Raw genomic sequence first — 23,624 nt, forward strand, 5'->3', positions numbered from 1 at the left:
GGCATGCCCATGAATCTCTCCGCCTGGTCCATCCGCAATCCGATTCCGGTCGTGCTGCTCTTCGTGCTGCTGACGTTCAGCGGCCTGATGGGCTTCTCGGCGATGAAGATCCAGAACTTTCCCGACATGGACGTGCCCACCGTCACGGTGACGGCCGCTCTGCCCGGTGCATCGCCTTCGCAGCTCGAGACCGAGGTCGCGCGCAGGATCGAGAACGCGCTCGGCACCGTGCAAGGCATCAAGCACATCAAGAGCACGTTGACCGACGGCGCGGCCGACATCACCGTCGAGTTCCACCTCGACAAGAAGACACAGGAGGCACTCGACGATGTGCGCGACGCCGTCTCGCGCGTGCGGGCCGAGCTGCCCGCCGATCTGCGCGACCCGGTGATCAAGAAGGCCGAGCTGACCGGATCGCCGATCCTGACCTACACCGTCGCCTCGGCACGCATGGACGACGAGGCGCTGTCGTGGTTCGTCGATCACAGGGTCGCCAAGGCCCTGCTCGCGGTGCGCGGGGTCGGCGCCGTCACGCGCGTGGGCGGCGCGAGCCGCGAAGTGCGCGTGGACCTCGATCCCGAGCGCCTGCTCGCCTTGCGCGCCACAGCGGCGGACATCTCGCGCCAGTTGCGCGAAGTGCAGCAGGAAGCGCCGGGCGGCCGCGTCGGCTTCGGCGGCACCGAGCAGACGGTGCGCGTGATCGGCACGGTGCAGACCGCGCAGGAGATGGGCGCCGTCGAACTCACGCTCGGCGACGGACGCCGCATCCGGCTCGACCAGGTCGCAACTGTGAGCGACTCGGTCGCCGAACCGCGCTCGGCGGCCTTCCTCGACGGCGCGCCGGTGGTTGGATTCGAGATCGTGCGCGCGCGCGGCTTCGGCGAGATCGACGTGGCCGAAGGCGTGCGACGCGCCTTGGCCGGCCTGAAGGCCAGGCACCCCGAGATCACGGTCACGGAGGCCTTCGACCTGATCGAGCCGGTGGTCGAGAACTACGACGGCTCCATGCGCCTGCTCTACGAAGGCGCCGCGCTCGCGGTGCTGGTGGTCTTTCTGTTCCTGCGCGACGGGCGTGCCACCTTCGTGGCGGCGGTCGCGCTGCCGTTGTCCGTGATCCCGACCTTCGCGCTGATGCATGCGATGGGCTTCACGCTCAACACGGTGACGCTGCTGTCGCTGTCGCTGGTGGTCGGGGTGCTGGTGGACGACGCCATCGTGGAGATCGAGAACATCGAGCGCCACCTGCTGATGGGCAAGACGCCTTTCCAGGCGGCCATGGATGCTACCGGCGAGATCGGGCTGGCGGTGATCGCGACCACGTTCACGCTGGTCGCGGTGTTCCTGCCGACCGCGTTCATGAGCGGCATGGCCGGAAAGTTCTTCGTCCAGTTCGGCTGGACCGCCGCGGTCGCGGTCTTCTTCTCGCTGGTCGTGGCCCGCATGCTGACGCCCATGATGGCGGCCAACATGCTGCGGGCGCCTGACCGGCGCCGAAGCCACGAGCCGGCCTGGATGCGAGGCTATCTGGGCCTGGTGGGCTGGTGCCTGCGCCACCGTGCACTGACGCTGGCCACCACGGCCGCCCTGTTCGCCGGCGGGCTGGGGCTGGCGATGCTGCTGCCGACCGCGTTCGTTCCGCCCGACGACGATGCGCAGACGCAGGTGACCCTCACGCTGGCGCCGGGCAGCGAACTGCGAGACACGGTGGCGCTGGCCGAGCGTGCGCGCCTGCTGCTCAAGCAGAACGCGCATGTGCGCAGCGTCTACACGGCCATCGGCGGCGGCAGCACGGGCGGCAACCCGGCCGAAGCGAAAGGCCCAGCGGCCTCGGACGTGCGCACCGCCATGCTCACGTTGCGCCTCACGCCGCGCGGCGAACGCAAGGGCCTGCGCAAGCAGGAGGTCGAGCAGCAGCTGCGCATCGCGCTGGGGGCGCTGCCCAGCGCGCGGGTTTCGGTCGGCATGGGCGGCTCGGGCGAGAAGTACGCGCTGGTGCTGGCCGGCGAGGACAGCCGCGCCCTCGAGCGGCACGCGCAACAGGTCCAGCGCGAGTTGCGCACCCTCCCGGGCATCGGCGCGGTGACGTCCACCGCCAGCCTGGTGCGGCCGGAACTGACGGTCAGGCCCGACTTCGCGCGCGCCGCGGACCTGGGCGTCACCTCCTCGGCGATCGCCGAGACGCTGCGCGTGGCGACCATCGGCGACCATGAACAGGACCTCGCGAAGCTGAACCTCGGCGAACGGCAGGTGCCGGTGATGGTGCGGCTCAGCGATGTCGGGCGCGACGACCTCCAGACGCTCAGCCGCCTGCCGGTGCCCGGTGCGCGCGGGCCGGTCGCGCTCGGCAACGTCGCCGCGCTCGAGTTCGGCAGCGGCCCCGCGGAGATCACGCGCCATGACCGCCTGCGCAACATCGGCATCGAGGTCGAACTCAACGGCCGCCCGCTGGGCGATGTCGAACAGGCGGTGCTGGCGCTGCCGAGCCTGCGGCAGCTGCCCCCGGGCGTCGTGCGCAGCGCACTCGGCGAGGCCGAGGAGATGAAGGAGCTCGTCGCCGGCTTCGGCCTGGCGATGCTGACCGGCGTGCTGTGCATCTACATGGTCCTGGTGCTGCTGTTCAAGGACTTCGTGCAGCCGGCAACGATCCTGGCCGCGCTCGTGCTGTCGGTGCCGGGCGCCGTGCTGGCGCTGTTCGTGACCGGCTCCGCGCTGTCGATGCCTTCGATGATCGGCCTGATCATGCTGATGGGGATCGCGACGAAGAACTCGATCCTGCTGGTCGACTACATCATCCTCGCGCGCCGCGATCACGGCCTGGGGACCACCGAGGCCATCCTCGACGCCTGCCGCAAGCGGTCGCGGCCCATCGTCATGACCACGATCGCCATGGGCTGCGGCATGCTGCCTGTGGCCCTGGGCCTGGGCGGCGACCCGAGCTTCCGCGTGCCCATGGCCATCGTCGTGATCGGCGGGCTCATCACCTCGACTTTCCTGAGCCTGCTGGTGATACCGGCCGTCTTCAGCTGTGTCGACGATGGCGTGCAGTGGTCCAGGCGGCGCGCAGCATTTCTCCACGCTTGTACATACGAACGGATATTCAAATGAAGGCGATTCCGACCACCTTGCTCATGGCGATGGTGCTGACCCACGGCGCCTGGGCCCACGACGCCGCAGCCCCCACCGCGCCCCCGGTCGAGGGACCATTGCAGATCGAGCCGGATGCGGATTCGATCAACGCCAGGGCGCCGGTGCGCGACCCCTGGGAAAACTTCAACCGGAAGATCCACAGCTTCAACAATGCCGCGGACAGATTCGTTTTGCGTCCTCTGGCCGTCGGCTATGACAAGGCCGTGCCGGACGCGGCAAAGGCGGGCGTCTCGCGCTTCTTCTCCAATCTGGGTACGCCGGTCACGGCAATGAACCAGGCCCTGCAGGGGCGCCCCGGCGACGCGGCACAGTCGGTGGGACGCTTCGTCGCAAACACCACTGTCGGCATCGGCGGCATCTTCGATCCGGCTTCCGGCTTCGGCATGCCCAGGCGCGGCGGCGAAGACTTCGGCCAGACACTCGCGACCTGGGGCTGGAGCGATTCGAATTATCTGGTCGTTCCGCTCCTGGGGCCCCGCACCGTGCGCGATACGCTCGCCATGCTGGGTGACCAGCCGCTGTCGCCCATCAGCCAGATCCAGGACAGCGGCGTCGCCGCGGGGCTGCAGATGCTGGAGATCGTCGATGGGCGAACGCAGATGCTGCCCATCGACAGGTTTCGCCGCGACGCGATCGACGACTACATCTTCGTGCGCGATGCATGGGCCCAGAGACGCAACCGGCAGATCCGGGAGGATCTGCGAGGCGACAGCGATTGAGTGGGCGAGGCTGCGCAAGAAAACGCGCAGGCTATGGCTTCGGTGTGTCGGGCACGGCGATCCTGAATGGCACCTCGAGCACAACGAAGTTCTCGACCGACCTCCCCATGCGCCGCGCCGCGCGGCAGCGCGCCTGCACAACCGCAGCCTTGGCGGCCTTGTCGAACATGCGCGCATTGGCGGGTTCGCGACCGACCACTGTCATGGAGGCGCTGTCAACCCACCCTGTCTCGTCGACCTTGACCAACAGGCCGACCACAGCTTCGGCACCCAATGCGCGCGCCTCGGTGGGATAGTGTGCAGCGGTGTCCACATCGCAGGCGGGGGCATGGTCACCTTCGAAGCCTTGCAGCCTGAAGGCGATCGGCTGCCGCATCGAAGCAGCCATTGGCTTGCCTTCCGCGTCGAGCGCCGGATCGAAGCTTGCGCGCATCACGGCAGCTTGGGCTGGCGCATCGAACAGATCGACGAAACGCGGCGAACGCGACCTGATGATCGTTCTTTGTGGTTTGCCTTGTGCATCGACGAGAACCTCCACGACGACACGACCTTCGAGCCCCGCTCGGCTCGCGATCTGGGGATATTCCACCTCGATGGGTTCACGAAGGTGGGGCAACCCTGGCACCAGGCCAAGCCTGGATGCCTCATGTGCCTGGGCTTCTTCCTGCGGTGCAGCTTCGATCTCCGCGGCAAATGCAGGCGCGTGCAGCATCAGTGCCAACGCCAAACATCCCCATCTCATTTGCGGCCCTTGCATCCATTCCTCCGAAAGAGGATTGATCGTAGCCGACCGCTGACGAACCATGACTCGGGCTCGGCGTGTACCGCAGAATCAAGCGCGTAGCGTCACTTCAGCAGACCATGAATGCGGCCCGGATGCGGTCGAGCCTATCCTTCATCATGAACATCCAGCAAGCGCACACCTCGGATGCGCACGAGATCGCCTCCGTCCTGCAGGAAGCCGCGCAATGGCTCTCCGATGGCGGCAGAGCGCTGTGGTCCGGTGCGGAGATCGGCCACGAGCGCGTTCTGCGTGACACGAACGCCGGGCTTTTCCATGTTGCACGGGAAGGGGAGCAGTTGGCCGGCGTGATGAAATTCGAGCTGGAGGATCCCATCTTCTGGCCCGAGATCGCATCCGGCACCTCGGCCTTCGTTCACAAGCTGGCCGTTCGCCGGGCGTGGGCGAAGAAGGGGGTTTCGACCGAGCTGCTGTCGTTTGCCCGAGCACACGCACGGGCTCTCGGTCGGCCATACCTTCGCCTGGACTGCGTCGCGGACCGACCCGGGCTTCGAGATCTCTATGAGCACTTCGGCTTCGCGCTGCACAGCATCATTCAGAAGGGCGCCGTCTCGTTCGCGCGATACGAACTCCCGACGACACAATAGCCGCCGCGCCACCTCCTGGAGTTTTCGTGTACGTATCAAAGCACCACGCGCTGCCCGAGCCCGCCGAAGCCCAGGCACTGATCGAAGCCCACCCGCTGGGCGCATGGGTCGTGCCCGGCAGCGAAGGCCTGGTCGCCAACCATGTTCCCTTTTTGCTGGACAGGTCGCGCGGCCCGTTCGGAACGCTGATGGGCCACGTGTCGCGTGCCAATCCGGTGTGGAAGCTGCTGCCTGCCTCCGGGCATTCGGTGGTCATGTTCCAGGGCCCGCAGTCCTACATCACGCCCGGCTGGTATCCGGGCAAGCAGGCGCACGGAAAGGTCGTGCCAACCTGGAACTACGCCGTCGCGCATGCACACGGCGTGGCGCGAGCCATCGACGACGAACACTGGCTGCGCGGCATGCTGACGCGCCTCACGGCGGCCCACGAATCCTCGAAGCCGTTGCCTTGGCAGATGACGGACGCGCCGGCGGATTTCATCGACAGGATGTTGCGCGCCGTGGTGGGCATCGAGATTCCGATCGAGCGGCTGGTCGGCAAGCTCAAGGCAAGCCAGGACGAGGACCTGCAGGACCGGTGGGGCACCGTGAGCGGGCTTGCCGCCGAAGGCAGCGAGAACGCGGCGGCGATGGCGCTCCTCGTCGAACGTGCCGCCCGGCAGCAGCGCTGACGGGATTGCCATGCTGCTGTATGTGCTCGATCTCGCCGGCATCGCGGTGTTTGCCGTCAGCGGCGTGCTGGCGGCGGGCCATGCAGGCCTCGACTGGCTGGGCGTGGTGGTGATCGCCTCCGTCACGGCCGTGGGCGGCGGCACGCTGCGCGACCTGCTGCTGGACCGCCATCCGGTGTTCTGGATCCGCGAAGTGCGCTATGTGTACGCGATCCTGGCGGCGACCGCGGCCGCCATCGCGTGGGTCCATTTCTTCCCGCTGCCCGAGCACGCGCTGGCATTGGCCGATGCGCTGGGCCTCGCGCTCTTTGCGATGACCGGCGCGCAGGTGGCCGAAGAGCGGCGCCTGCCGGCGCTCGTCGTGATCCTGATCGGCACCATGACCGGCGCCGCCGGCGGCCTGTTGCGCGATGTGCTCACCGACCGCATTCCGCTGCTGCTGAGCAGCGGCATCTACGGCTCTGCCGCCATCGCGGGCATTGCCGCCTACCTGCTCCTGCAGGCCGCCGGAACGCCGCGCCGCTGGGCCTTTCACGCGGGCCTGCTGCTGGTCGTGGCGCTCCGCCTCGGCGGGATCTACGGCGGCTGGCACCTGCCGGTGCTGCGGCTTTCGGCTTGAGCGTGCGCCGCGCGGCGCAGCCACCCGCCGCGGCTCATCGCTTCGCGTTCTGGCTCTGCTCGCGGAACGCCGCCTCGCCGGCGGTGGAGATCTCGACCCACTTCTTGTCGGGCACGGCCTCTTCGGCGTAGTTGTCGTGCCAGTTCCACCACTTGTAGGTGGGCGTCTGGGGATAGCCCTCGGGCGAGTCTTCCCACACCTCCTGCCGGCCGAGCGGCGTGATGTCGAGGTAGTTCCAGGTGTTGCCCATCTGCTCGTCGCCGCGGTTGTTGATGAAGTAGGTGCGGAACACGCGGTCGCCTGCATCGCGGTAGAACACGTTGGTGCCGTGCCATTCGTCGACGCCGAAGTCGGCGTCGAAGCTGTCGGTGAGCGTGAACCACGGAATCTCCCAGCCCATGCGCGCCTGCAGCCGCGCGATCTCCGCCTGCGGCGCGCGCGAGACGAAGACAAGGGTGGTGTCGCGGGCGTTCAGATGGGCAACGTGGGCAACCTGGTCGGCCACCATGGAGCAGCCGCGGCAGGCGTGGTCGGGCCAGCCGAACACGCCGGGCTCGAAGAAGGCGCGGTAGACGATCAGCTGGCGCCGGCCGTCGAACAGCTCGGGCAGGCTGACCTTGCCCGCGGGCCCTTCGAACGCGTAGGTTTTTTCCACGGCCATCCACGGCATGCGCCGGCGCTCGGCGGCCAGCGCGTCGCGGGCGCGGGTCTGGGCCTTTTCCTTCACCAGCAGCTGCTCGCGGGCCGCCTCCCACGCCTTGGGCGAAACGACCGGTGGCGTGTGCATGGCGGGCGGGCCGCCTTTCTTTCCGTTCTCGATGGAAGTCGTCATGGCTTGGATCTCCTGGTTGGGCGAGAAGAAAAGTTTGGCACCGGGCATCGCGCAGCGGGAGTAACAAGTTTGGCGGGATTGCTGCTTTCCGCGTCGGGCCCGGTTCCTGCTACCCGGTGGTTTCCCCCATCGCCCGCAGAGAACAACGCCATGACCACCACCGACTTCCGCCCCACCCGCCGCACAGCGCTGCACGTCCTGGCGGCAGGCGCCGCCTCGCTCGCCCTCCCCGCCTTCGCGCAATGGCCCGACAAGCCGATCAAGATCATCGTGACCTTTCCGCCGGGTGGCTCCAGCGACGTGCTCGCGCGCCTGCTCGCGGAACAGCTGTCGAAGAAGCTGGGGCAGCCCGTGGTCGTGGACAACAAGCCCGGCGCGGGCGGCACCATCGGCGGCGCGCAGGTGGCCGCGGCCGCGCCCGACGGCTACACGCTGATGCTCTCAAACACCACGCCGATCGCGCTCGGCCCCTTCACGCTCGACAAGCAGCCCTACGATCCGGTGGCGGGCTTCAGCCACATCGCCTACCTGGGCGCCGCGCCGCTGGTCATCATGGCCAGCAAGCCGTCGGGCTTCAGGAGCTATGCGGACTTCGAGGCGGCCGGGCGCAAGGACGGCCGCATGGACTTCGGCTCGGGCGGCCCCGGTTCGATCGGCCACATCCACGGCGAGCTGCTCAGGAAGATCACCGGGATCAACATGGTGCACGTGCCCTACCGCGGTGGCGCACCGATGACCACCGACCTGATCGCCAACACCATTCCGGTGGGCATCGACGTCATCACCGCCTACGTTCCCTTCTTCAAGAGCGGACAGCTGGTGCCCCTGGCCGTGACCGGCGCCCAGCGCTCGCCGCTGATGCCGGACGTACCGAGCATCGCCGAGCTCAAGCAGCCGAAGCTGGTGCTCGAGAACTTCTTCGGCCTGTCCGGCCCGGCCAGGTTGCCGGAAGACGTGGTGGCGCGGCTCAACGCGGCCTGCAACGAGGTGCTGGTGATGCCCGAGATCCAGAAGAAGCTCACCGATCTGGGCATCGTGGCCAAGCCCGAGACCGTCGCCGCGTTCAATGGCTTCGTGAAGGAGCAGGTGAACGTGCTGGGCCCGACGGTCAAGGGCGCGGGGATCAAGCTCTAGCCAGGCACACCCTCAGCGCTTGCGCGGCGCTGCCCAGGCGGCCAGCACCGCGGTGGCTTCATCGGCCAGGTGCTGCTGCGCCGGCATCTTGCGCAGGGCCAGGGGCGCGCCCGCCTCCACGCGGAGATCGTCCACATCGATCGGGTGGCGAGCGGCAGCCGGCAGCCCGTCGAAGGCCTGGCCTGCCTGTTCCATGGAGGCTGCGTAGAAGAGCGCGCGGATGCCGGCGATGCGCATTGCCGCGACGCACAGGGCGCATGGCTCGCACGAGGTGTACAGGTCGCATCCGGCAAGGTCGACGCTGCGCAGCCGCCTGCAGGCATCGCGGATCGCCTCCACCTCCCCGTGCGAGGTCGGATCGAAATTCGCCACCGAGTGGTTGAGCCCCTCGCCGACGACCTGGCCGTCCTTCACGACCACGGCACCGAAGGGCTCGGTGCCGGGCGTTTCGAGGGCCTTGGCCGAAAGCGCCAGCGCCCGCTTCATGAAAGTCTCTTGGTACATCGCTTCTTTCTCCTTGCTCTTGAGAACGTTCCGCCGCAGCAGCCCTGCTGGCGCCATGGCCAGATAAAATGTATGATACGCATCATGCGAAACACAAAGCACAGCGTCAGGGCAGCGGCCAAGGAAGCCTCGCACGAGCGCATCCTGTCCGTGGCTGCCCGGGCGATCCGCCGCAGCGGCTACGACGGCACCGGCGTGGCCGACATCATGAAGGAAGCCGGCCTGACCCATGGCGCCTTCTACGCCCATTTCCCGTCGCGCGAAGCCATGCTGGCCGAAGCCGCGGGCCGGGCCTGCACCGAATCGGCCGCGGCGGCGGCCAAGGTCGCTTCCGAAGAGCCCTCCGGGCAGGCCCTGGCCTCCATGCTGCGCGCCTACCTCTCGCCGGAGCATGTGGCGCACGCGGAGGTGGGATGCCCGCTGGCCGCGCTGGGCTCGGAAACACCGCGCCAGGCCGCCGAAGTGCGGCGCGTGACCACCCGCCACCTCAAGGAAATGATCGATCTCGTCGCCCGCCAGTTGCCCGACTGGGGCCAGCCCGCTGCGCATGAACGCGCCCTCGTGACCGTCGCCACCATGGTCGGCACCCTGCTGCTGGCGCGCGCGGTCGACGAACCGGCGCTGTCGGACAGCCTGCGCGAGGCGGCGCTGAAGCACCTGGCGCCGGCCTGAATCGACCGCAGAACGAATCCCATTTTTTTCGCCTTCAAATATGATGATTATCATGCGAAATAAGCAAAACCTTGCCGGCAAAGCGCGCGCGCTTCCGCTCCTTTTCGCGCTCGCGTTCCAGGGCTTCACCGCGGCCGCAGCGCTCACGGCGTTGCCGGCCCGGGCGGACGAGACATCGCCCGTCGGCCTGTGGAAGAACGTCGACGACGTCAGCGGCAAGCCGCGGGCGCTGATCCGCCTCACCGAATCGAATGGCGTCCTCCAGGGAAAGATCGAGAAGGTGTTCCCGGCCCCGAACGAAGACCCGAATCCGACCTGCGAGAAGTGCGAAGGCGCCAACAAGAATGCACCGGTCGTCGGGCTGGTGATCCTGAATGGCCTGAAGAAGGACGGTGACGAATACGCCGGCGGCCAGATCCTCGATCCCGACAACGGCAAGGTCTACCGCAGCACTGTGCGCCTGACCGACAACGGCAAGAAGCTCAGCGTGCGCGGCTACATCGGTGTGCCCATGCTGGGCCGCTCACAGACCTGGATACGCCAGTAACAAGGAAGACCATGAAAGCATTTGTTCTCGATCGATACGGCAAGAAGGCCGCACTGCGGCCGGCCGACATGCCGACGCCCGAGCTGCGCGATGACGAGGTCCTGGTCGAGGTGCATGCCGCGGGCCTGAACCTGCTGGACGCCAAGATCAGGAATGGCGAGTTCAAGCTCATCCTGCCGTACCGCCTGCCCCTTGTGCTGGGGCACGACGTGGCCGGTGTCGTGGTCAAGGCCGGGGCGCGCGTGCGGCAGTTCAAGCCGGGCGACGAGGTCTATGCGCGGGCGGACGATTTCCGGATCGGCACCTTCGCCGAGTTCGTTGCGGTCAAGGAGGCGTCGCTCGCGTTGAAGCCGCAGGGCCTCACGATGGAAGAAGCCGCTTCCATTCCGCTGGTGGCCCTGACGGCGTGGCAGGCACTGGTCGAGAAGGCCGGGCTCAAGAAGGGGCAGAAGGTCTTCATCCAGGCGGGCTCCGGCGGCGTGGGCACCTTTGCCATCCAACTGGCCAAACAGCTGGGCGCCACCGTTGCCACCACGACGAGCGCGGCCAATGCCGCGCTCGTGAAGAGCCTGGGCGCGGACGTCGTCATCGACTACAGGACGCAGGACTTCGAGGATGTGCTGCGCGACTACGACGTGGTCCTGAACAGCCAGGACGGCAAGACGCTCGAGAAATCCCTGCACGTGCTCAAGCGCGGCGGCAAGCTCATCACCATCTCCGGACCGCCCGACCCCGAGTTCGGCAAGCAAAGCGGCGCGCCCGGCTTCGTGAAGCTGGTCATGCGGCTGCTGAGTTCGGGCATCCGGCGCAGGGCCAAAGGCCGCGGCGTCGGCTTCTCATTCCTCTTCATGAGGGCGAACGGGAGCCAGCTGCGCGAGATCACGCGCCTCATCGAGGCCGGTGCCATCCGGCCCGTGATGGACCGGGTGTTCCCGTTCGAGTCCACCAACGAAGCCCTGGCCTATGTCGAAGCAGGCCGCGCCAAGGGCAAGGTCGTCGTCAAGCTCAAGTGAGCCTTGTTCATTCTTGTTCCCCTCATTTTTTGGAGATTCCCATGAAGATCGAAAATTCCGTTGCCCTTGTCACTGGCGCCAATCGCGGCATCGGCCTGGCGTTCGCGCGCGAGCTGCTGGCCCGCGGCGCCCGCAAGGTTTATGTGGGCGCACGCGACCCTGCGGTGGTCACCCTGGCTGGCGTCCAGGCGCTGCGTCTGGATGTCAACAATCCGCAAGACGTGGCGGCCGCCGCGGCGGCGGCGTCCGACGTGACGCTGGTGGTCAACAACGCCGGCATTGCCCAACCCGGGGGCTTTCTCGCTGCCGACAGCGAAGAGGTCGCCCGGCGCATTTTCGAAACCAACTTCTTTGCCGTGCTGCGCATGAGCAAGGCCTTCGCGCCCATTCTCAAGGCCAACGGCGGCGGCGCGCTGCTCAACGTCCTGTCGATCGCATCGTGGGTGAATGGCGGCGAACTGGCCGCCTATTCGGCGAGCAAGTCGGCTGCGTGGTCGCTCACCAATGCCCTGCGCAGCGAGCTGTCGGCGCAGAAGACGCAGGTGCTGGCGCTGCACATGGGCTATGTCGACACCGACCTCACGCGCGGATTCGATGTGCTGAAGACGAGCCCTGAAGACATCGTGAAGCGTGCGCTCGACGGGCTCGAGTCGGGCCTCGACGAGGTGCTGGCCGACGAGCTCACCCAGCAGGTCAAGCAAGGGATGACGGCGCCCAGGCCCAGCTACCTTCCGCAGGTGGCCTGAGTGCACCGCTGGACGGACGCTCCAACGAAATCCATCTTCGCCGGTGGCGTGGATTTTGCGTACCGGGAACTGGGAACGCACCATGGCGGAACACCGGTGGTGTTTCTGGTTCACCTGGCCGCCGTCCTGGACAACTGGGACCCGCGCATCATGGACGGCATCGCGGCGAAGCACCACGTGGTCGCCTTCGACAACCGCGGCGTCGGCGCATCCAGCGGTTCGCCGTCCGATTCGGTGGAGCAGATGGCGGGCGACGCCATCGCCTTCATCCAGGCGATGGGCTTCGGGCAGGTCGACCTCTTCGGCCTTTCGATGGGCGGAATGATCGCCCAGGAAATCGTGCTGAAGGCGCCGCAACTCGTGCGCAGGATGATCCTCGCAGCCACCGGCCCCGCGGGCGGCGAGGGCATCAGCACGGTGGCGAGGGTCGCGCACTGGGACCTGCTGCGGGGTCTTCTCACCGGCCAGGACCCCAAGCAGTTCCTGTTCTTCACGCGCACGCCGGGCGGCATCGAGGCCGGCAAGGCTTTTCTCGCGCGATTGAAGGAACGCTCGGAGAACCGCGACAAGGAGATCACGATCGCCGCGTACCTGGCGCAGCTGCGGGCGGTGAAGGCCTGGGGCCGCAAACATCCGGCCGATCTTTCGGCGGTCAGGCAGCCCGTGCTCATCGTCAACGGGGACGACGACCGGATGGTCCCGACGGCGAACTCGCGCGAGCTGGCGCGGCGGCTTCCGAACAGCACGCTGATCATCTACCCCGATGCAGGCCACGGCGGCGTGTTCCAGTTCCATGCGGACTTCGTGCCCAGGGCGGTCGAGTTCCTGGGTCGCTAGAGTTTCGAGGACGCTGCCCTGCAAGTCCGTGCGGGACGACCGCGCTTGCAGCCGATTACCCATCTCATGGGTATTCACATAATTACCCATGTGATGAGTTTTTTGACAAATACCCATGTCATAGGTAATATTTGGATACCAACCTCATTGGTATTCATATGCAGCAAGTCCTTTCGGTCCCCTCCCAGCTCGGCGCGCTGCTCAAGGCCGCGCGCAAGGAAGCGGGCATCTCGCAGGTCAGGCTGGCCGAGCGGCTCGGCATCAGCCAGAGCCGGATGTCCCACATGGAGCTCAACCCGGGCTCGCTGAGCCTGGAGCAGCTGCTGGCCATCTTCGGCGTGCTGGGCCTCGAGATGGTGGTGGGCTCCAAGAAGCCTGCGCCCGCCGGCAGCAAGGCCCCTTCCCAGGAGTGGTGAGCGTGGCACGCACACGTGGCCTCCAGGCCCTTTCCATCTGGGCCAACGGTGAACGGGTCGGCAGCTGGCGCATCCCCGTGCACGGGGCGGACGAACTGCGCTATGACGATGCCTGGGCCGATTCGCCCGCGGGGCGCCCGCTCTCGCTTTCATTGCCGCTGGTGCGCGGCTTCACCCACAAGGGCGCTGTCGTCAGTAACTACTTCGACAACCTGCTGCCGGACAGCCTGCCCATCCGCCAGCGCATTGCGAGCCGCTTCGGCACGCAGACGACGCAGGCCTTCGACCTGCTGCAGGCGATCGGCAGGGATTGCGTGGGAGCCATCCAGCTGCTGGGAGAGAACGCCAGCCCGGCCGATGTGGAACGCATCGAAGGCGAGCCGATGAGCGAAGCCGGCGTCGAACGGCTGCTGCAGCAGACGGTCGATCCGGGCAGTTTCGCCACGCAGGCGCTGCCTGGCGACGAGCTGCGCATCTCCCTGGCGGGCGCCCAGGAGAAAACCGCGCTTCTGTGGCACGAGGGCCAGTGGGTGCGTCCGCAGGGCTCGACCCCCACCACGCATATCCTGAAGCTGCCGTTGGGCCTGGTCGGCCATCGCAAGGCCGACTTCACCACCTCGGTGGAGAACGAGTGGCTCTGCCTGAACATCCTCCAGGCGTACGGCGTTCCCGTTCCCCGGACCGCGATGCTCCGGTTCGGTTCGCAGAAGGTGCTGGCGGTCGAGCGTTTCGACCGCCGGCTGCACTCCTCCGGAAACTGGTGGCTGCGCCTGCCGCAGGAAGACTTCTGCCAGGCCCTCGGCAGGCCGTCGCACCTGAAATACGAAGCGGACGGCGGACCGGGAATGACCGACCTCGCCGATGTGCTGCGCAATTCGGTCAACGCGCAGGAAGACCTGGCAACGCTCCTCACCGCACAGCTGCTCTTCTGGATGCTGGGCGCGCCCGACGGGCATGCCAAGAACTTCAGCATTGCCTGGCTCCCGATGGGCCGCTACAGGCTGACGCCCCTCTACGACGTGATGTCCATCTGGCCGCTGGAAGGCAACGGCCCGAACCGGTTCTCCAGGCACGAGGCCAAGCTCGCGATGGCCTTGTCCGGCAAGAACAGGTACTACCACTTCAAGACCATCGAGCGGTGCCACTTCAACGCCATGGCGCAGAAGTGCCACTATGGTCCGGATGCCGAGAACATCATCCAGCGCGTGCTCGCGGCAACGCCAGGCGTGATCGATCGGATCGCTGCGCGCTTGCCCGCGCAGTTTCCGGCGGCGGTGTCGGGCCGGATTCTCGAAGGGCTCGCCCGCTCCGCGAGGGCGCTGGAGGGGATGCCGCCTGTCTAGGGAGGCGGCGCCCGCGCATGCCGGAATGTCCTGCAAAAAAGTTCATCGGAAATTCGCCGCAGCCTTACCGGCCCTTCACATTGCGCCCTCAGCATGGGAACTCCTGAATACAACGACTCGAAGGAGTTGCAATGAAGAAGTTGTCCCTCGCATTGGCTACGGCCGCCCTGCTCTCCCTGGCCGCCCTGAGCGCTCCTGCGCAGGCGCAGCCGCACCATGGAGACCACGGCTATCGCCCGCATGTGGTCGTTGTTCCGCCGCCTCCGCCGCGGCACGTGGTGCGGCACGGCTATGACCACCGCCACGACCGCCATGCCGACTATCGTCATGGCCGCCGCGCCGACTACCGCCATGCGCGCCGGGACAGCGACCGCGACGGCGTGCCTGACCGCTACGACCGCCGTCCCCACAATCCTTATCGGCGCTGAGCGCGAGCGCTTGCCGTTGGCACATACTTTCGCAGCAGCCGCACCTCGTCAAGGAGAACGCCATGTCCATTCGAGCCACCGCAGCACTCCTGCTGCTTTCCGCCATCGCCGCCCCCAGTGCCTTCGCCGACGACGACGATTCGAAGAAGCGCTGGCGACGCGGCGACTGGCAAAGCAACTGGCGCGACGACCGCTGGGCCAAGCCCTGCGAGGTCAAGCAGGAGTCGAAGCGAGGCGAGTTCAAGCGCGAGGTCAAGTGCAAGGACGGCATCGGCGCCACGTGGCAAGGGGAATGGAAGGACGAGTTCCGGGACGGCCCCTGCAAGGTCAAGCTCGAGGCCAGCCGCGAAGTGTTCAAGGAAGAGGTCAAGTGCGAGGGCCGCTGACGGCGGATCGCAACCCGGGAGTCAGCGAAGCGGCAACTCGATGCACCCGGCGAGCGGAACCCGCGGAACGTGGTCGAGGCGCGCGCTGCTCGCAATGACGATCGCATGGCCCGCGCGCCCGGCCCGTGACTCGACGGCCTTCCACAGGCAGCCGATCGACCGCGCGTCGAGCGCACCTTCGGGTTCGTCGAGCAGCACCAGCGCACGGCCCGAAGCCAGTGCGGCCGCCAGCCCCACCTTGCGCTTCGATCCGGTGGAAAGCATGTACATCGGCTTGTCGATGTGCGGCACCAGCGAAAAACCCTCGACCAGCACCTGCCACAACGCCGCATCGAAGCCCGCGTCGCCCTCGCTCAGGGTGGCCGTGCACGCACGCGCGGTGAGCTGGTCGAAAGCTTCGGCGGCCGGGTCGCAGAAGAATACGTTGCGCCTGTAGGCCTCGGGCTCGGCGTCGAGCCGTATTCCCGCGAGCGTCAGCGTTCCGGAGGCAGGCAGCGCGCCCGCGATCACGCGCAGCAGGGTCGACTTTCCGCTGCCCGTATCGCCATGCAGCAGCGTGACGCCCTCGCCCACCGATGCGGACCAGCCGGATGCGAGCGCGGGCTGGCCCGGATAGGAAAAGCTCAGGTCGTGGAGCTGGAGGATGGCGGGTGATGTTGTCGGGGCGTTCATGTGCGCGAGGAAGTCCTTGCCGGATTCTGCCTCGGCCCCAGGGCCTCCACCGCGCCTTCAGCTCAGCTCAGATCAGGAACTTGCGGATGCGCGCCGACGCCAGGTCGATGGCGCTCACGCTCACCACGATGATCAGCATCACCGCGCAGGTCTCGGCGTACTGGAAGCCGCGGATGATTTCCCACAGCACCACGCCGATGCCGCCCGCGCCCACCATGCCTACCACCGAGGCCGAGCGCACGTTCGACTCGAAGCGGTACAGCGCATACGAAATCCACAGCGGCATCACCTGCGGCAGCACGCCGTAGACGATCTCGTGCAGCGCGCTGGCGCCCGTGGAGCGGATGCCTTCCACCGGCTGCGGGTCGATGGCTTCCACGGCTTCGGCGAACAGCTTGGCCAGCACGCCGGTGGTGTGCACCCACAGCGCCAGCACGCCGGCGAAGGGGCCCAGGCCCACGGCCACCACGAACAGCATCGCGAACACCATCTCGTTGATGGCGCGGCAGCTGTCCATGAGGCGGCGCATCGGCTGGTAGATCCACCAGGGCACGATGTTGGCGGAAGCCAGCAGCGCGAGCGGCACGGCGGTGACCACGGCCAGCGCCGTGCCCCACAGCGCGATCTGCAAGGTGACGACCATCTCCTGCAGGTACATGCGCCACTGCGTGAAGTTCGGCGGAAAGAACTCGGCCGCATAGGTGGCCATGTTGCCGGAATCGCGCCAGAGTTCGAACGGGCGCATGTCGGCGCCCTTCCAGGACGCGGCCAGCAAGATCAGCAGGCCCGCCCACGAGAGCTGCCAGGCGAGGCTGCGCTTCGGGGCGGCGGACGCCGCAGGCGCCAGGCTCGGGCGGACGATATGGACCGTGGGTTGCATGGCGGACACAGCAGTGCAGCAGCAAAAAAGTAGCGGGCGCTCAGTTCAGCGCGGCCAGCTTCTTGTCGATGTCGGCCAGCTTGGCCTTCTTGTCGGCGTCGCCGAGCACGGCGTCGGCCTCGATCTTGGTGCGCTGGCCGAACAGGTCGAGCTGGCGGATCGGCAGCAGCTGCTTGTCGCTCGATTCCTTGAAGCCCGAGAGCTTCGAGATCTTCATGACGATCTCCTTCTCGCGCGGATCGGTCTTGGCGTAGTTGTAGAAGAAGTTGCGCAGCTTGGCCTTGGTGGCCTCGGGCAGGTCCTTGCGCATGACGAGCGGGTCGAGCGGAATCAGCGGCGAGGTCCAGACGATCTTGATGTCCTTGAACTTCTCGGGGAAGCGCTCCTTCACCTTCTCGAGGTTCTCGCTGTTGTTGGTGGCCACGTCGACCTGCTTGTTGGCCACGGCCAGCGCGTTGGTCTCGTGGTTGGCGCTGCGCGTCACCTTGAAGATCGACTTGGCATCGAGCTTGTTCTGCGCAAAGACGTAGAAGCCCGGCACCAGGTAGCCCGAAGTCGAGTTGGGATCGCCGTTGCCGAAGCTCAGGTTCTTCGCGTTCTTGAGCACGTCGTCGAGCGTGTTGAGCGGGCTCTCGCGGTTGACGATCAGGTGCGAGTAGTAGCCCTGCGTGCCGTCGGCGTTGACCATCTGCGCGAACACCTCGCCGCTCGCGCGGTCGACCGCTTCCATCGCCGACTTGTTGCCGAACCAGCCGATGTGCACTTTGTTGAAGCGCATGCCTTCGATGATGCCGGCGTAGTCGGGCGCGAAGAAGGCCGTGACCTTGAGGCCCGTCTGCTTGCTCATGTCGTCGATCAGCGGCTGCCAGTCGCCCTTGAGGTTCTGCGTCGCTTCGGTCGAGATGATGCCGAAGTTGATGTCCTGCGCGAGGGATGCGCCGGCCAGGCCGAGGCCCAGCACGGTGGCGGCAATGAGTTTCTTGATCATGGATGGCTCCAGCGAAATTTTTGAATGAAGAGAGAAAGAAAAGGCGCGTTCTTCGCGGCCTATGCGGCTTGCGCAGCCCACGACACGGGAGCAGCAGGGTTCAGCACGTGCACGTTGGCGCCCTCGGGTGCCGCGGCCGGCGCGGCGGGCCGCAGCAGCTCCTCGGCCTGCACGCCGTACAGGTCGCGCAGCAGCGCGGGCGTCAGCGCCGAGGAAGGCCCGTCGAAGACCACCTGGCCCTGGTTCAGCGCCACCACGCGCGGGCAGTACTTCATGGCGATGTCGACCTGGTGCAGCGAGACGATCACGGTGCAGCCGTCTTCGCGGTTGATGCGCGCCAAGATCTCCATCACCTTGCGTGACGACTCGGGGTCGAGCGAAGCAATGGGTTCGTCGGCCAGCACCACCTTGGCGCCCTGCACCAGCGTGCGCGCAATGGCCGCGCGCTGCTGCTGGCCGCCCGACAGGGTGGAGGCGCGCTGCGCATGGCAGTCGGCAATGCCCACGCGCCCGAGGGCCTCGAGCGCCAGCGCGCGCTCCTGCGCCGTGAACATGCGCAGCCAGCTGCGCCACCAGGGCATGCGGTGCAGCGAGCCGACGAGCACGTTCACCAGCACCGGCAGCCGCGCCACCAGGTTGAACTGCTGGAACACGAAGCCGACCTGCGAGCGCACCTTGCGGATGTCGCGGTGGATGCGGCCGCCCTTCTGCACGCAGCAGCCGTCGATCTCGACCAGCGAATCGGTGCCGCCATCGGCGGCCACCAGGCCCGCCACGTGCCGCAGCAGCGTGGACTTGCCGGAGCCCGAGGCACCGATCAACGCCACCATCTCGCCGCGGTTCACGGCCAGGTTGACGTCGCGCAGCGCATGCCGGCCGTTGGCGAAGTGCTTGTTCAATTGATGGATGCGCAGGACACCGGTCATCTTGGATTCCAAAGTCGTCTAGACAAGTGAAGTCTCGCGAGGCGTCGTGACATGCGCGCGACAGCTGCGCGACATTGCGGCGACAGCCGCGGCAACGCCCCCGAAGACGGCCTCAGATCACGCGCCGTCCCTGGCGCCACACGCCGCGCACCACCGGGTGCCTGGCGCCGTCGGCCATCTGGGTGATGCGCACCTGCACCAGGTCGGCGCGCAGCCCCGGCTCCAGGCTGCCGCGGTCGTGCAGGCCGGCCGCGCGCGCGGGTGCGCGGCTCACCATCGCCACCGCTTCGGGCAGCGTGCAGATGCCCTCGTCCACCAGCCGCATCACGGCGCTCATGAGGCTGCCGGGCACGTAGTCGGAAGAAAGGATGTCGAGCAGCCCCTGGCGCGCCAGCTCGGCCGCGGCCACGTTGCCCGAATGCGAGCCGCCCCGCACCACGTTCGGCCCGCCCATGATGTTGGCGAGCCCGCGCTCTCGCGCCGCGCGCGCGGCCGCCAGCGTGGTCGGGAATTCCGACATGCTGGCGCCCTCCGCATGCGCCTGCTCCACATGCGCCACGGTGGTGTCGTCATGGCTCGCCAGGGCAATGCCGTGCAGGCGGCAATGTTCGACGAAGTGCGCGCGGTGCGGCTGCGCGTAGCGCGTCTGCAGCAGCACGGCCTCGGAAACGCGGCGGTCGAACTTGTCGTCGCTCCAGCCCTTCTTGCCGGTGTAGTAGACGCGCGCAACCTCGATGTTCTCCCACTGGCGCTGGCCCGGCGTGTGGTCCATGAGCGAGATCATCGACAGGCGCGGATGCTTGCGGAACGGTTCGAACAGCTCGATGGTGTTGGGCGCCGGCAGCTCGCAGCGCACGTGCAGGTGGTGGTCGGCGCGCAGCAGGTCGCTCTCGATGCAGCCGTCGAGCACGTCGAGCAGCGTGTCCCAGGTGCTGCCGCGCAGGCTCTCGGGGTCGGCCTCGCCGACGCCCAGCGCATCGAACACCGTGGTGATGCCGGCGGCGGCCACCTCGGCGTCGTGCGCGAGCAGTGCGGGCATCTCGGCCCACTGCACCTTGGGACGCGGCATCAGGTGGCGCTCCAGGTTGTCGGTGTGCACCTCGACCAGGCCCGGGAACAGGTAGTCGCCCTCGAGGTCGAGCGTGCCCGCAGCGGTGGCGCCGCTGTCCAGCGCCTCGATGCGCCCGGAGGCCACCGAGAGCGCGCCATGCACCACCTCGCCGGCCAGCACCATGCGCGCGTTGGAAAAGACGATGGGTGCTGCGCTCATGGCCGGGTGCTCCTGAAGTCGCCCACGTTGACGCGGCGGGTGGCCACGGCCGCGCCCACCTCGGCATCGTGGAAGATGCCGACGATGGCCGCGCCGCGTGCCGTGGCCTCGCGGATCAGTTCGATCACGGTGGCGGTGTTGGCGGCATCGAGCGAGGCGGTGGGCTCGTCCAGCAGCAGCAGCGGCTTGGGCTTGATCATGTTGCGCGCGATGTTGATGCGCTGCTGCTCGCCGCCCGAGAAGGTGGCCGGCGGCAGGTGCCACAGGCGCTCGGGAATGCGCAGCCGCGCGAGCCAGCAGCGCGCCTCGGCGCGCGCGGCCTCGATGCCCGCGGGGTCGTCGCCGGCGTCCTCGGCCAGCGGCTCGGCCACCACGTCGAGCGCGGGCACGCGCGGAATCACGCGCAGGAACTGGCTCACGTAGCCGATGGTGTCGCGCCGCAGACGCACCAGCTCGCGCGGCGCCACCTCGGTCAGGTCCACCGGGCCGGCCGGCGCCTGCACCGTGATGCGGCCCGCGCTGGCGCGGTAGTTGGCGTAGATGAGCTTGAGCAGCGTGCTCTTGCCCAGGCCCGAGGCGCCGTCGAGCACCACGCATTCGCCTGCGCTCACGCTGAGGTCGACCGCGTCGAACACCGGCAACTCCAGCTGGTTCTGGTGGTGCAGCGTGAAGCGCTTGGCCACGCCCTGGAGAAGAAGCAAGGGGGTCGTCATGGTTGTAGCACCGAGGAAACGAGAAGCTGTGTGTAGGCGTGCTGCGGGTCGTCCAGCACCTGGTCCGTGAGGCCGGTCTCGACCACGCGGCCCTGCTGCATCACGACCATGCGGTGCGCGAGCAGGCGCGCCACCGCCAGATCGTGCGTGACGACGATGGCCGCAAGCTGCATCTGCCGCGTGAGCTGGCGCAGCAGGTCGAGCAGGCGGGCCTGCACCGACACGTCGAGGCCCGAGGTCGGCTCGTCCATGAACACCAGCCGCGGCTGCGTGACCAGGTTGCGTGCGATCTGCAGGCGCTGGCGCATGCCGCCCGAAAAAGTGCGCGGCGTGTCGTCGATGCGCGCCGGATCGATCTCCACGCGCTGCAGCCAGTCGGCCGCGGTGGCGCGCACGCGGCCGTAATGCCGCTCGCCCAGCCCCATGAGCCGCTCGCCCACGTTGGCGCCGGCCGAGACATCCATGCGCAGGCCGTCGGCCGCGTTCTGGTGCACGAAGCCCCAGTCGGTGCGCGAGAGCAGGCGCTGCTGAGCCTCGGTCATCGCGAACACGTCCTGCAGGCCGCCGCCGCGCACATGGAACTGCACGCTGCCGGCATCGGGGCGGCTGCGCGCGGCAATGGCGTCGAGCAGGGTCGACTTGCCCGAGCCCGATTCGCCGACCACCGCCAGCACCTCGCCGGGCCAGAGGTCGAAGGAGGCGTCGTGCAGCGCCACGCGGTCGCCATAGCGCTTGCTGACGCCGCGCACGCGCAGCAGCGGCAACGAGGAAGCTTGCACGGCGCTCATGCGAGGGCTCCGTCCACGGTGGCCGAATCGGTCGCCGGGTCGGGTACAGCGGCGCTGTCCGACTGCTGGCGCGACTGGCAGTAGTCGGAGTCGGAGCACACGTGCATGCGCGCGCCCTGGTCGTCGGTGATCACTTCGTCGAGGAAGCTGTCGGTCGCGCCGCACAGCGCGCAGGGTGTGTCCCAGCGCTGGATCTCGAAGGGATGGTCCTCGAAGCTCAGGCTTTCGACCGGCGTGTAGGGCGGCACGGCGTAGATGCGCTTCTCGCGGCCGGCGCCGAACAGCTGCAGCGCAGGGTTCATGTGCATCTTGGGGTTGTCGAACTTGGGGATCGGCGAGGGTGACATCACGTAGCGGCCGTTCACCAGCACCGGATAGTCGTAGGTGGTGGCGATATGGCCGTAGCGCGCGATGTCCTCGTAGAGCTTCACGTGCATCAGCCCGTATTCGGCCAGCGCGTGCAATGTGCGCGTGGTGGTCTCGCGCGGCTCCAGCCGCTGCATCGGCTCGGGCACCGGCACCTGGTAGACCAGCACCTGCCCTTCAGCGAGCGCCGCCTCGGGGATGCGGTGGCGCGTCTGGATCAGCGTGGCCTCGGCCGTGCGCGTGGTGGTGTCCACGCCCGTGGTGCGCTCGAAGAAACGGCGGATGTTGACGGCGTTGACGGTGTCATCGGAGCCCTGGTCGATCACCTTGAGCACATCGCGCGGGCCGATGACCGCGGCCGTCACCTGGATGCCGCCGGTGCCCCAGCCGTAGGGCAGCGGCATCTCGCGCGAGCCGAAGGGCACCTGGTAGCCCGGAATGGCCACGGCCTTGAGGATGGCGCGGCGGATCATGCGCTTGGTGCGCTCGTCGAGGTAGGCGAAGTTGTATTCGGTGGTGGTCGTCATTCGTGGTCTCCCGCGCCGGCGGCGGCGCGCATCTTCCGCACGAGCTCGAGCTCGGACTGGAAGTCGACGTAGTGCGGCAGCTTCAGGTGCTGCACGAAACCCGAGGCTTCGAGGCTGTCGCTGTGCGAGAGCACGAACTCCTGCATCTGCGCGGGCGCCTCCACGGGCTCGCCGAGCTCGTCGGCGCGCAGCGCGCGGTCGACCAGGCTCATCGCCATGGCCTTGCGCTCGCAGTGGCCGAAGGCCAGGCCGTAGCCGCGCGTGAACTGCGGCGGCTCGCTCTTGCTGCCCGCGAACTGGTTGACCATCTCGCATTCGGTGATCTCCAGGTCGCCGATGGAGATGGTGAAGTCGAGCTCCTCGGGCGCGAGCTCGAGCTCCACGCTGCCGAAGCGGATCTCGCCCACGAAGGGGTGGCTGTGAGAGTAGCCGCGCTGCGTGGAATAGGCCATGGCCAGCAGAAAGCCCTCGTCGCCGCGCGCAAGGTTCTGCAGCCGCGTGGCGCGGTCGGCCGGAAAGCGCAGCGGCGCGCGCGTGAGGTCGACCGGTGCCGGGTCGCCGGGCGGCACCGGGCGGGTTTCGATCAGCCCCTCCTGGTTCAGCAGATCGACCACGCGCGGCGTGACCGCGGCGGGCGGCTCGGCCGCATCGACCGTGGGCGCCGGCGCGGCCTGCTGCCGTCCCTCGGCCAGCAGCGTGAAGTCGATCAGGCGCTGCGTGTAGTCGTGCGTCGCACCCAGCACCTGGCCGCCGGGCAGGTCCTTGAAGGTGGCGGAGATGCGGCGGTCCAGCGCCATGCGCGAGGTGTCGAGCGCCACGCTGTGGCCGAGGCGCGGCAGCGTCGCTCGATAGGCGCGCAGCAGGAAGATGGCCTCCACCATGTCGCCCGAAGCCTGCTTGATGGCGAGCGCAGCCAGCTCGGGGTCGTAGACCGAGCCCTCGGTCATCACCCGGTCGACCGCGAGCTTCAGCTGCTCGCGGATCTGGCGCACCGACAGCTCCGGCGTGCCGGTGTCGCCGCGGCGCTGTTCGGCCAGCAGCCGGTAGCTTGCGAGGATGGCGGCTTCCCCGCCCTTGACGGCAACGTACAT

27 protein-coding genes are annotated in these 23,624 nt (G+C 67.8%); 15 read left to right on the forward strand and 12 right to left on the reverse strand.

What is annotated here, in order from left to right; translation table 11 throughout:
* The first annotated feature begins 3 nt into the window (after nt 1-3).
* Complete coding sequence (locus tag RZE77_RS32955) at nt 4-3,105, forward strand: efflux RND transporter permease subunit (protein WP_319442877.1); 3,102 nt, start codon at nt 4-6, stop codon at nt 3,103-3,105.
* The gene (locus RZE77_RS32960) at nt 3,102-3,866 is read left to right on the forward strand and encodes an MlaA family lipoprotein (protein ID WP_319442878.1); all 765 of its coding nucleotides are present in this window, start codon (nt 3,102-3,104) and stop codon (nt 3,864-3,866) included. Before RZE77_RS32955 ends, RZE77_RS32960 begins: the two co-directional genes overlap by 4 nt.
* Nucleotides 3,867-3,897: 31 nt before the next feature.
* Here RZE77_RS32960 and RZE77_RS32965 read toward each other — a convergent pair whose 3' ends face one another.
* Nucleotides 3,898-4,578 (reverse strand): TonB family protein, encoded by a 681-nt coding sequence (locus RZE77_RS32965; RefSeq protein WP_319443454.1) that lies wholly within the window; start codon nt 4,576-4,578, stop codon nt 3,898-3,900.
* Between the two features lie 188 nt (nt 4,579-4,766).
* Between RZE77_RS32965 and RZE77_RS32970 the strand changes: the two genes are divergently transcribed.
* The 3 genes from RZE77_RS32970 to RZE77_RS32980 are packed head-to-tail and all read left to right on the forward strand — an operon-like array spanning nt 4,767 to nt 6,545.
* Entirely contained in the window at nt 4,767-5,255 is a 489-nt protein-coding gene (locus RZE77_RS32970) for a GNAT family N-acetyltransferase (RefSeq protein ID WP_319442879.1), read from the forward strand.
* 26 nt (nt 5,256-5,281) lie between these two features.
* Nucleotides 5,282-5,926 carry an FMN-binding negative transcriptional regulator gene (locus RZE77_RS32975; RefSeq protein WP_319442880.1) on the forward strand — a complete coding sequence of 215 codons (645 nt, stop codon included), beginning with the start codon at nt 5,282-5,284 and terminating at the stop codon, nt 5,924-5,926.
* Nucleotides 5,927-5,936: 10 nt separating this feature from the next.
* The gene (locus RZE77_RS32980; RefSeq protein ID WP_319442881.1) at nt 5,937-6,545 is read left to right on the forward strand and encodes a trimeric intracellular cation channel family protein; all 609 of its coding nucleotides are present in this window, start codon (nt 5,937-5,939) and stop codon (nt 6,543-6,545) included.
* Between the two features lie 34 nt (nt 6,546-6,579).
* On the opposite strand, the gene RZE77_RS32985 is transcribed toward RZE77_RS32980, so the two are convergent.
* Nucleotides 6,580-7,377: a DUF899 domain-containing protein gene (locus RZE77_RS32985; RefSeq protein WP_319442882.1), complete on the reverse strand. Its 798-nt coding sequence runs from the start codon at nt 7,375-7,377 to the stop codon at nt 6,580-6,582.
* 150 nt (nt 7,378-7,527) lie between these two features.
* On the opposite strand from RZE77_RS32985, the gene RZE77_RS32990 reads away from it, so the two are divergent.
* Entirely contained in the window at nt 7,528-8,511 is a 984-nt protein-coding gene (locus tag RZE77_RS32990) for a Bug family tripartite tricarboxylate transporter substrate binding protein (RefSeq protein ID WP_319442883.1), read from the forward strand.
* Between the two features lie 12 nt (nt 8,512-8,523).
* Here RZE77_RS32990 and RZE77_RS32995 read toward each other — a convergent pair whose 3' ends face one another.
* Nucleotides 8,524-9,015, reverse strand: coding sequence for a nucleoside deaminase (locus RZE77_RS32995; protein WP_319442884.1), 492 nt, complete (start codon nt 9,013-9,015; stop codon nt 8,524-8,526).
* A 72-nt stretch (nt 9,016-9,087) separates the two neighbouring features.
* Here RZE77_RS32995 and RZE77_RS33000 point away from each other — a divergent pair, with 72 nt between their 5' ends.
* The 9 genes from RZE77_RS33000 to RZE77_RS33040 all read left to right on the forward strand — a co-directional run bounded on the left by RZE77_RS33000 (nt 9,088) and on the right by RZE77_RS33040 (nt 15,403).
* The gene (locus tag RZE77_RS33000; RefSeq protein WP_319442885.1) at nt 9,088-9,687 is read left to right on the forward strand and encodes a TetR/AcrR family transcriptional regulator; all 600 of its coding nucleotides are present in this window, start codon (nt 9,088-9,090) and stop codon (nt 9,685-9,687) included.
* Between the two features lie 40 nt (nt 9,688-9,727).
* Nucleotides 9,728-10,234, forward strand: coding sequence for a DUF2147 domain-containing protein (locus tag RZE77_RS33005; RefSeq protein ID WP_319442886.1), 507 nt, complete (start codon nt 9,728-9,730; stop codon nt 10,232-10,234).
* A gap of 11 nt (nt 10,235-10,245) precedes the next feature.
* Nucleotides 10,246-11,247, forward strand: coding sequence for an NADP-dependent oxidoreductase (locus tag RZE77_RS33010; RefSeq protein WP_319442887.1), 1,002 nt, complete (start codon nt 10,246-10,248; stop codon nt 11,245-11,247).
* Between the two features lie 41 nt (nt 11,248-11,288).
* Nucleotides 11,289-11,993 carry an SDR family oxidoreductase gene (locus RZE77_RS33015; protein WP_319442888.1) on the forward strand — a complete coding sequence of 235 codons (705 nt, stop codon included), beginning with the start codon at nt 11,289-11,291 and terminating at the stop codon, nt 11,991-11,993.
* Nucleotides 11,994-12,830 carry an alpha/beta fold hydrolase gene (locus RZE77_RS33020; RefSeq protein ID WP_319442889.1) on the forward strand — a complete coding sequence of 279 codons (837 nt, stop codon included), beginning with the start codon at nt 11,994-11,996 and terminating at the stop codon, nt 12,828-12,830. It begins immediately after the preceding gene.
* A gap of 158 nt (nt 12,831-12,988) precedes the next feature.
* Nucleotides 12,989-13,246 (forward strand): helix-turn-helix domain-containing protein, encoded by a 258-nt coding sequence (locus RZE77_RS33025; protein WP_319434593.1) that lies wholly within the window; start codon nt 12,989-12,991, stop codon nt 13,244-13,246.
* A gap of 2 nt (nt 13,247-13,248) precedes the next feature.
* Entirely contained in the window at nt 13,249-14,589 is a 1,341-nt protein-coding gene (locus RZE77_RS33030; RefSeq protein WP_319442890.1) for a type II toxin-antitoxin system HipA family toxin, read from the forward strand.
* Nucleotides 14,590-14,720: 131 nt separating this feature from the next.
* A complete protein-coding gene (locus tag RZE77_RS33035) occupies nt 14,721-15,017 on the forward strand; it encodes a hypothetical protein (RefSeq protein WP_021004561.1) in 297 nt (98 codons plus the stop codon).
* A 62-nt stretch (nt 15,018-15,079) separates the two neighbouring features.
* Entirely contained in the window at nt 15,080-15,403 is a 324-nt protein-coding gene (locus tag RZE77_RS33040) for a hypothetical protein (RefSeq protein ID WP_319442891.1), read from the forward strand.
* A gap of 21 nt (nt 15,404-15,424) precedes the next feature.
* On the opposite strand, the gene RZE77_RS33045 is transcribed toward RZE77_RS33040, so the two are convergent.
* The 9 genes from RZE77_RS33045 to RZE77_RS33085 all read right to left on the reverse strand — a co-directional run bounded on the left by RZE77_RS33045 (nt 15,425) and on the right by RZE77_RS33085 (nt 23,624).
* A complete protein-coding gene (locus RZE77_RS33045; protein WP_319442892.1) occupies nt 15,425-16,075 on the reverse strand; it encodes an ABC transporter ATP-binding protein in 651 nt (216 codons plus the stop codon).
* A 67-nt stretch (nt 16,076-16,142) separates the two neighbouring features.
* Complete coding sequence (gene phnE / locus RZE77_RS33050; RefSeq protein ID WP_021004542.1) at nt 16,143-16,955, reverse strand: phosphonate ABC transporter, permease protein PhnE; 813 nt, start codon at nt 16,953-16,955, stop codon at nt 16,143-16,145.
* Nucleotides 16,956-16,995: 40 nt separating this feature from the next.
* Nucleotides 16,996-17,943, reverse strand: coding sequence for a phosphonate ABC transporter substrate-binding protein (phnD, locus tag RZE77_RS33055; protein ID WP_319442893.1), 948 nt, complete (start codon nt 17,941-17,943; stop codon nt 16,996-16,998).
* 59 nt (nt 17,944-18,002) lie between these two features.
* Nucleotides 18,003-18,869 (reverse strand): phosphonate ABC transporter ATP-binding protein, encoded by an 867-nt coding sequence (gene phnC / locus RZE77_RS33060; protein ID WP_319442894.1) that lies wholly within the window; start codon nt 18,867-18,869, stop codon nt 18,003-18,005.
* 112 nt (nt 18,870-18,981) lie between these two features.
* Complete coding sequence (locus RZE77_RS33065; protein ID WP_319442895.1) at nt 18,982-20,139, reverse strand: alpha-D-ribose 1-methylphosphonate 5-triphosphate diphosphatase; 1,158 nt, start codon at nt 20,137-20,139, stop codon at nt 18,982-18,984.
* Nucleotides 20,136-20,852: a phosphonate C-P lyase system protein PhnL gene (phnL, locus tag RZE77_RS33070; RefSeq protein WP_319442896.1), complete on the reverse strand. Its 717-nt coding sequence runs from the start codon at nt 20,850-20,852 to the stop codon at nt 20,136-20,138. The genes RZE77_RS33065 and phnL overlap by 4 nt, the downstream gene beginning before the upstream one ends.
* Nucleotides 20,849-21,640 carry a phosphonate C-P lyase system protein PhnK gene (gene phnK, locus RZE77_RS33075; RefSeq protein WP_319442897.1) on the reverse strand — a complete coding sequence of 264 codons (792 nt, stop codon included), beginning with the start codon at nt 21,638-21,640 and terminating at the stop codon, nt 20,849-20,851. The genes phnL and phnK overlap by 4 nt, the downstream gene beginning before the upstream one ends.
* Complete coding sequence (locus RZE77_RS33080; protein WP_319442898.1) at nt 21,637-22,533, reverse strand: alpha-D-ribose 1-methylphosphonate 5-phosphate C-P-lyase PhnJ; 897 nt, start codon at nt 22,531-22,533, stop codon at nt 21,637-21,639. The genes phnK and RZE77_RS33080 overlap by 4 nt, the downstream gene beginning before the upstream one ends.
* Nucleotides 22,530-23,624: a carbon-phosphorus lyase complex subunit gene (locus RZE77_RS33085; protein ID WP_319442899.1), complete on the reverse strand. Its 1,095-nt coding sequence runs from the start codon at nt 23,622-23,624 to the stop codon at nt 22,530-22,532. The genes RZE77_RS33080 and RZE77_RS33085 overlap by 4 nt, the downstream gene beginning before the upstream one ends.

This window comes from Variovorax sp. SPNA7 (assembly GCF_033807855.1).
Taxonomy (GTDB): Bacteria; Pseudomonadota; Gammaproteobacteria; order Burkholderiales; family Burkholderiaceae_C; genus Variovorax; species Variovorax beijingensis.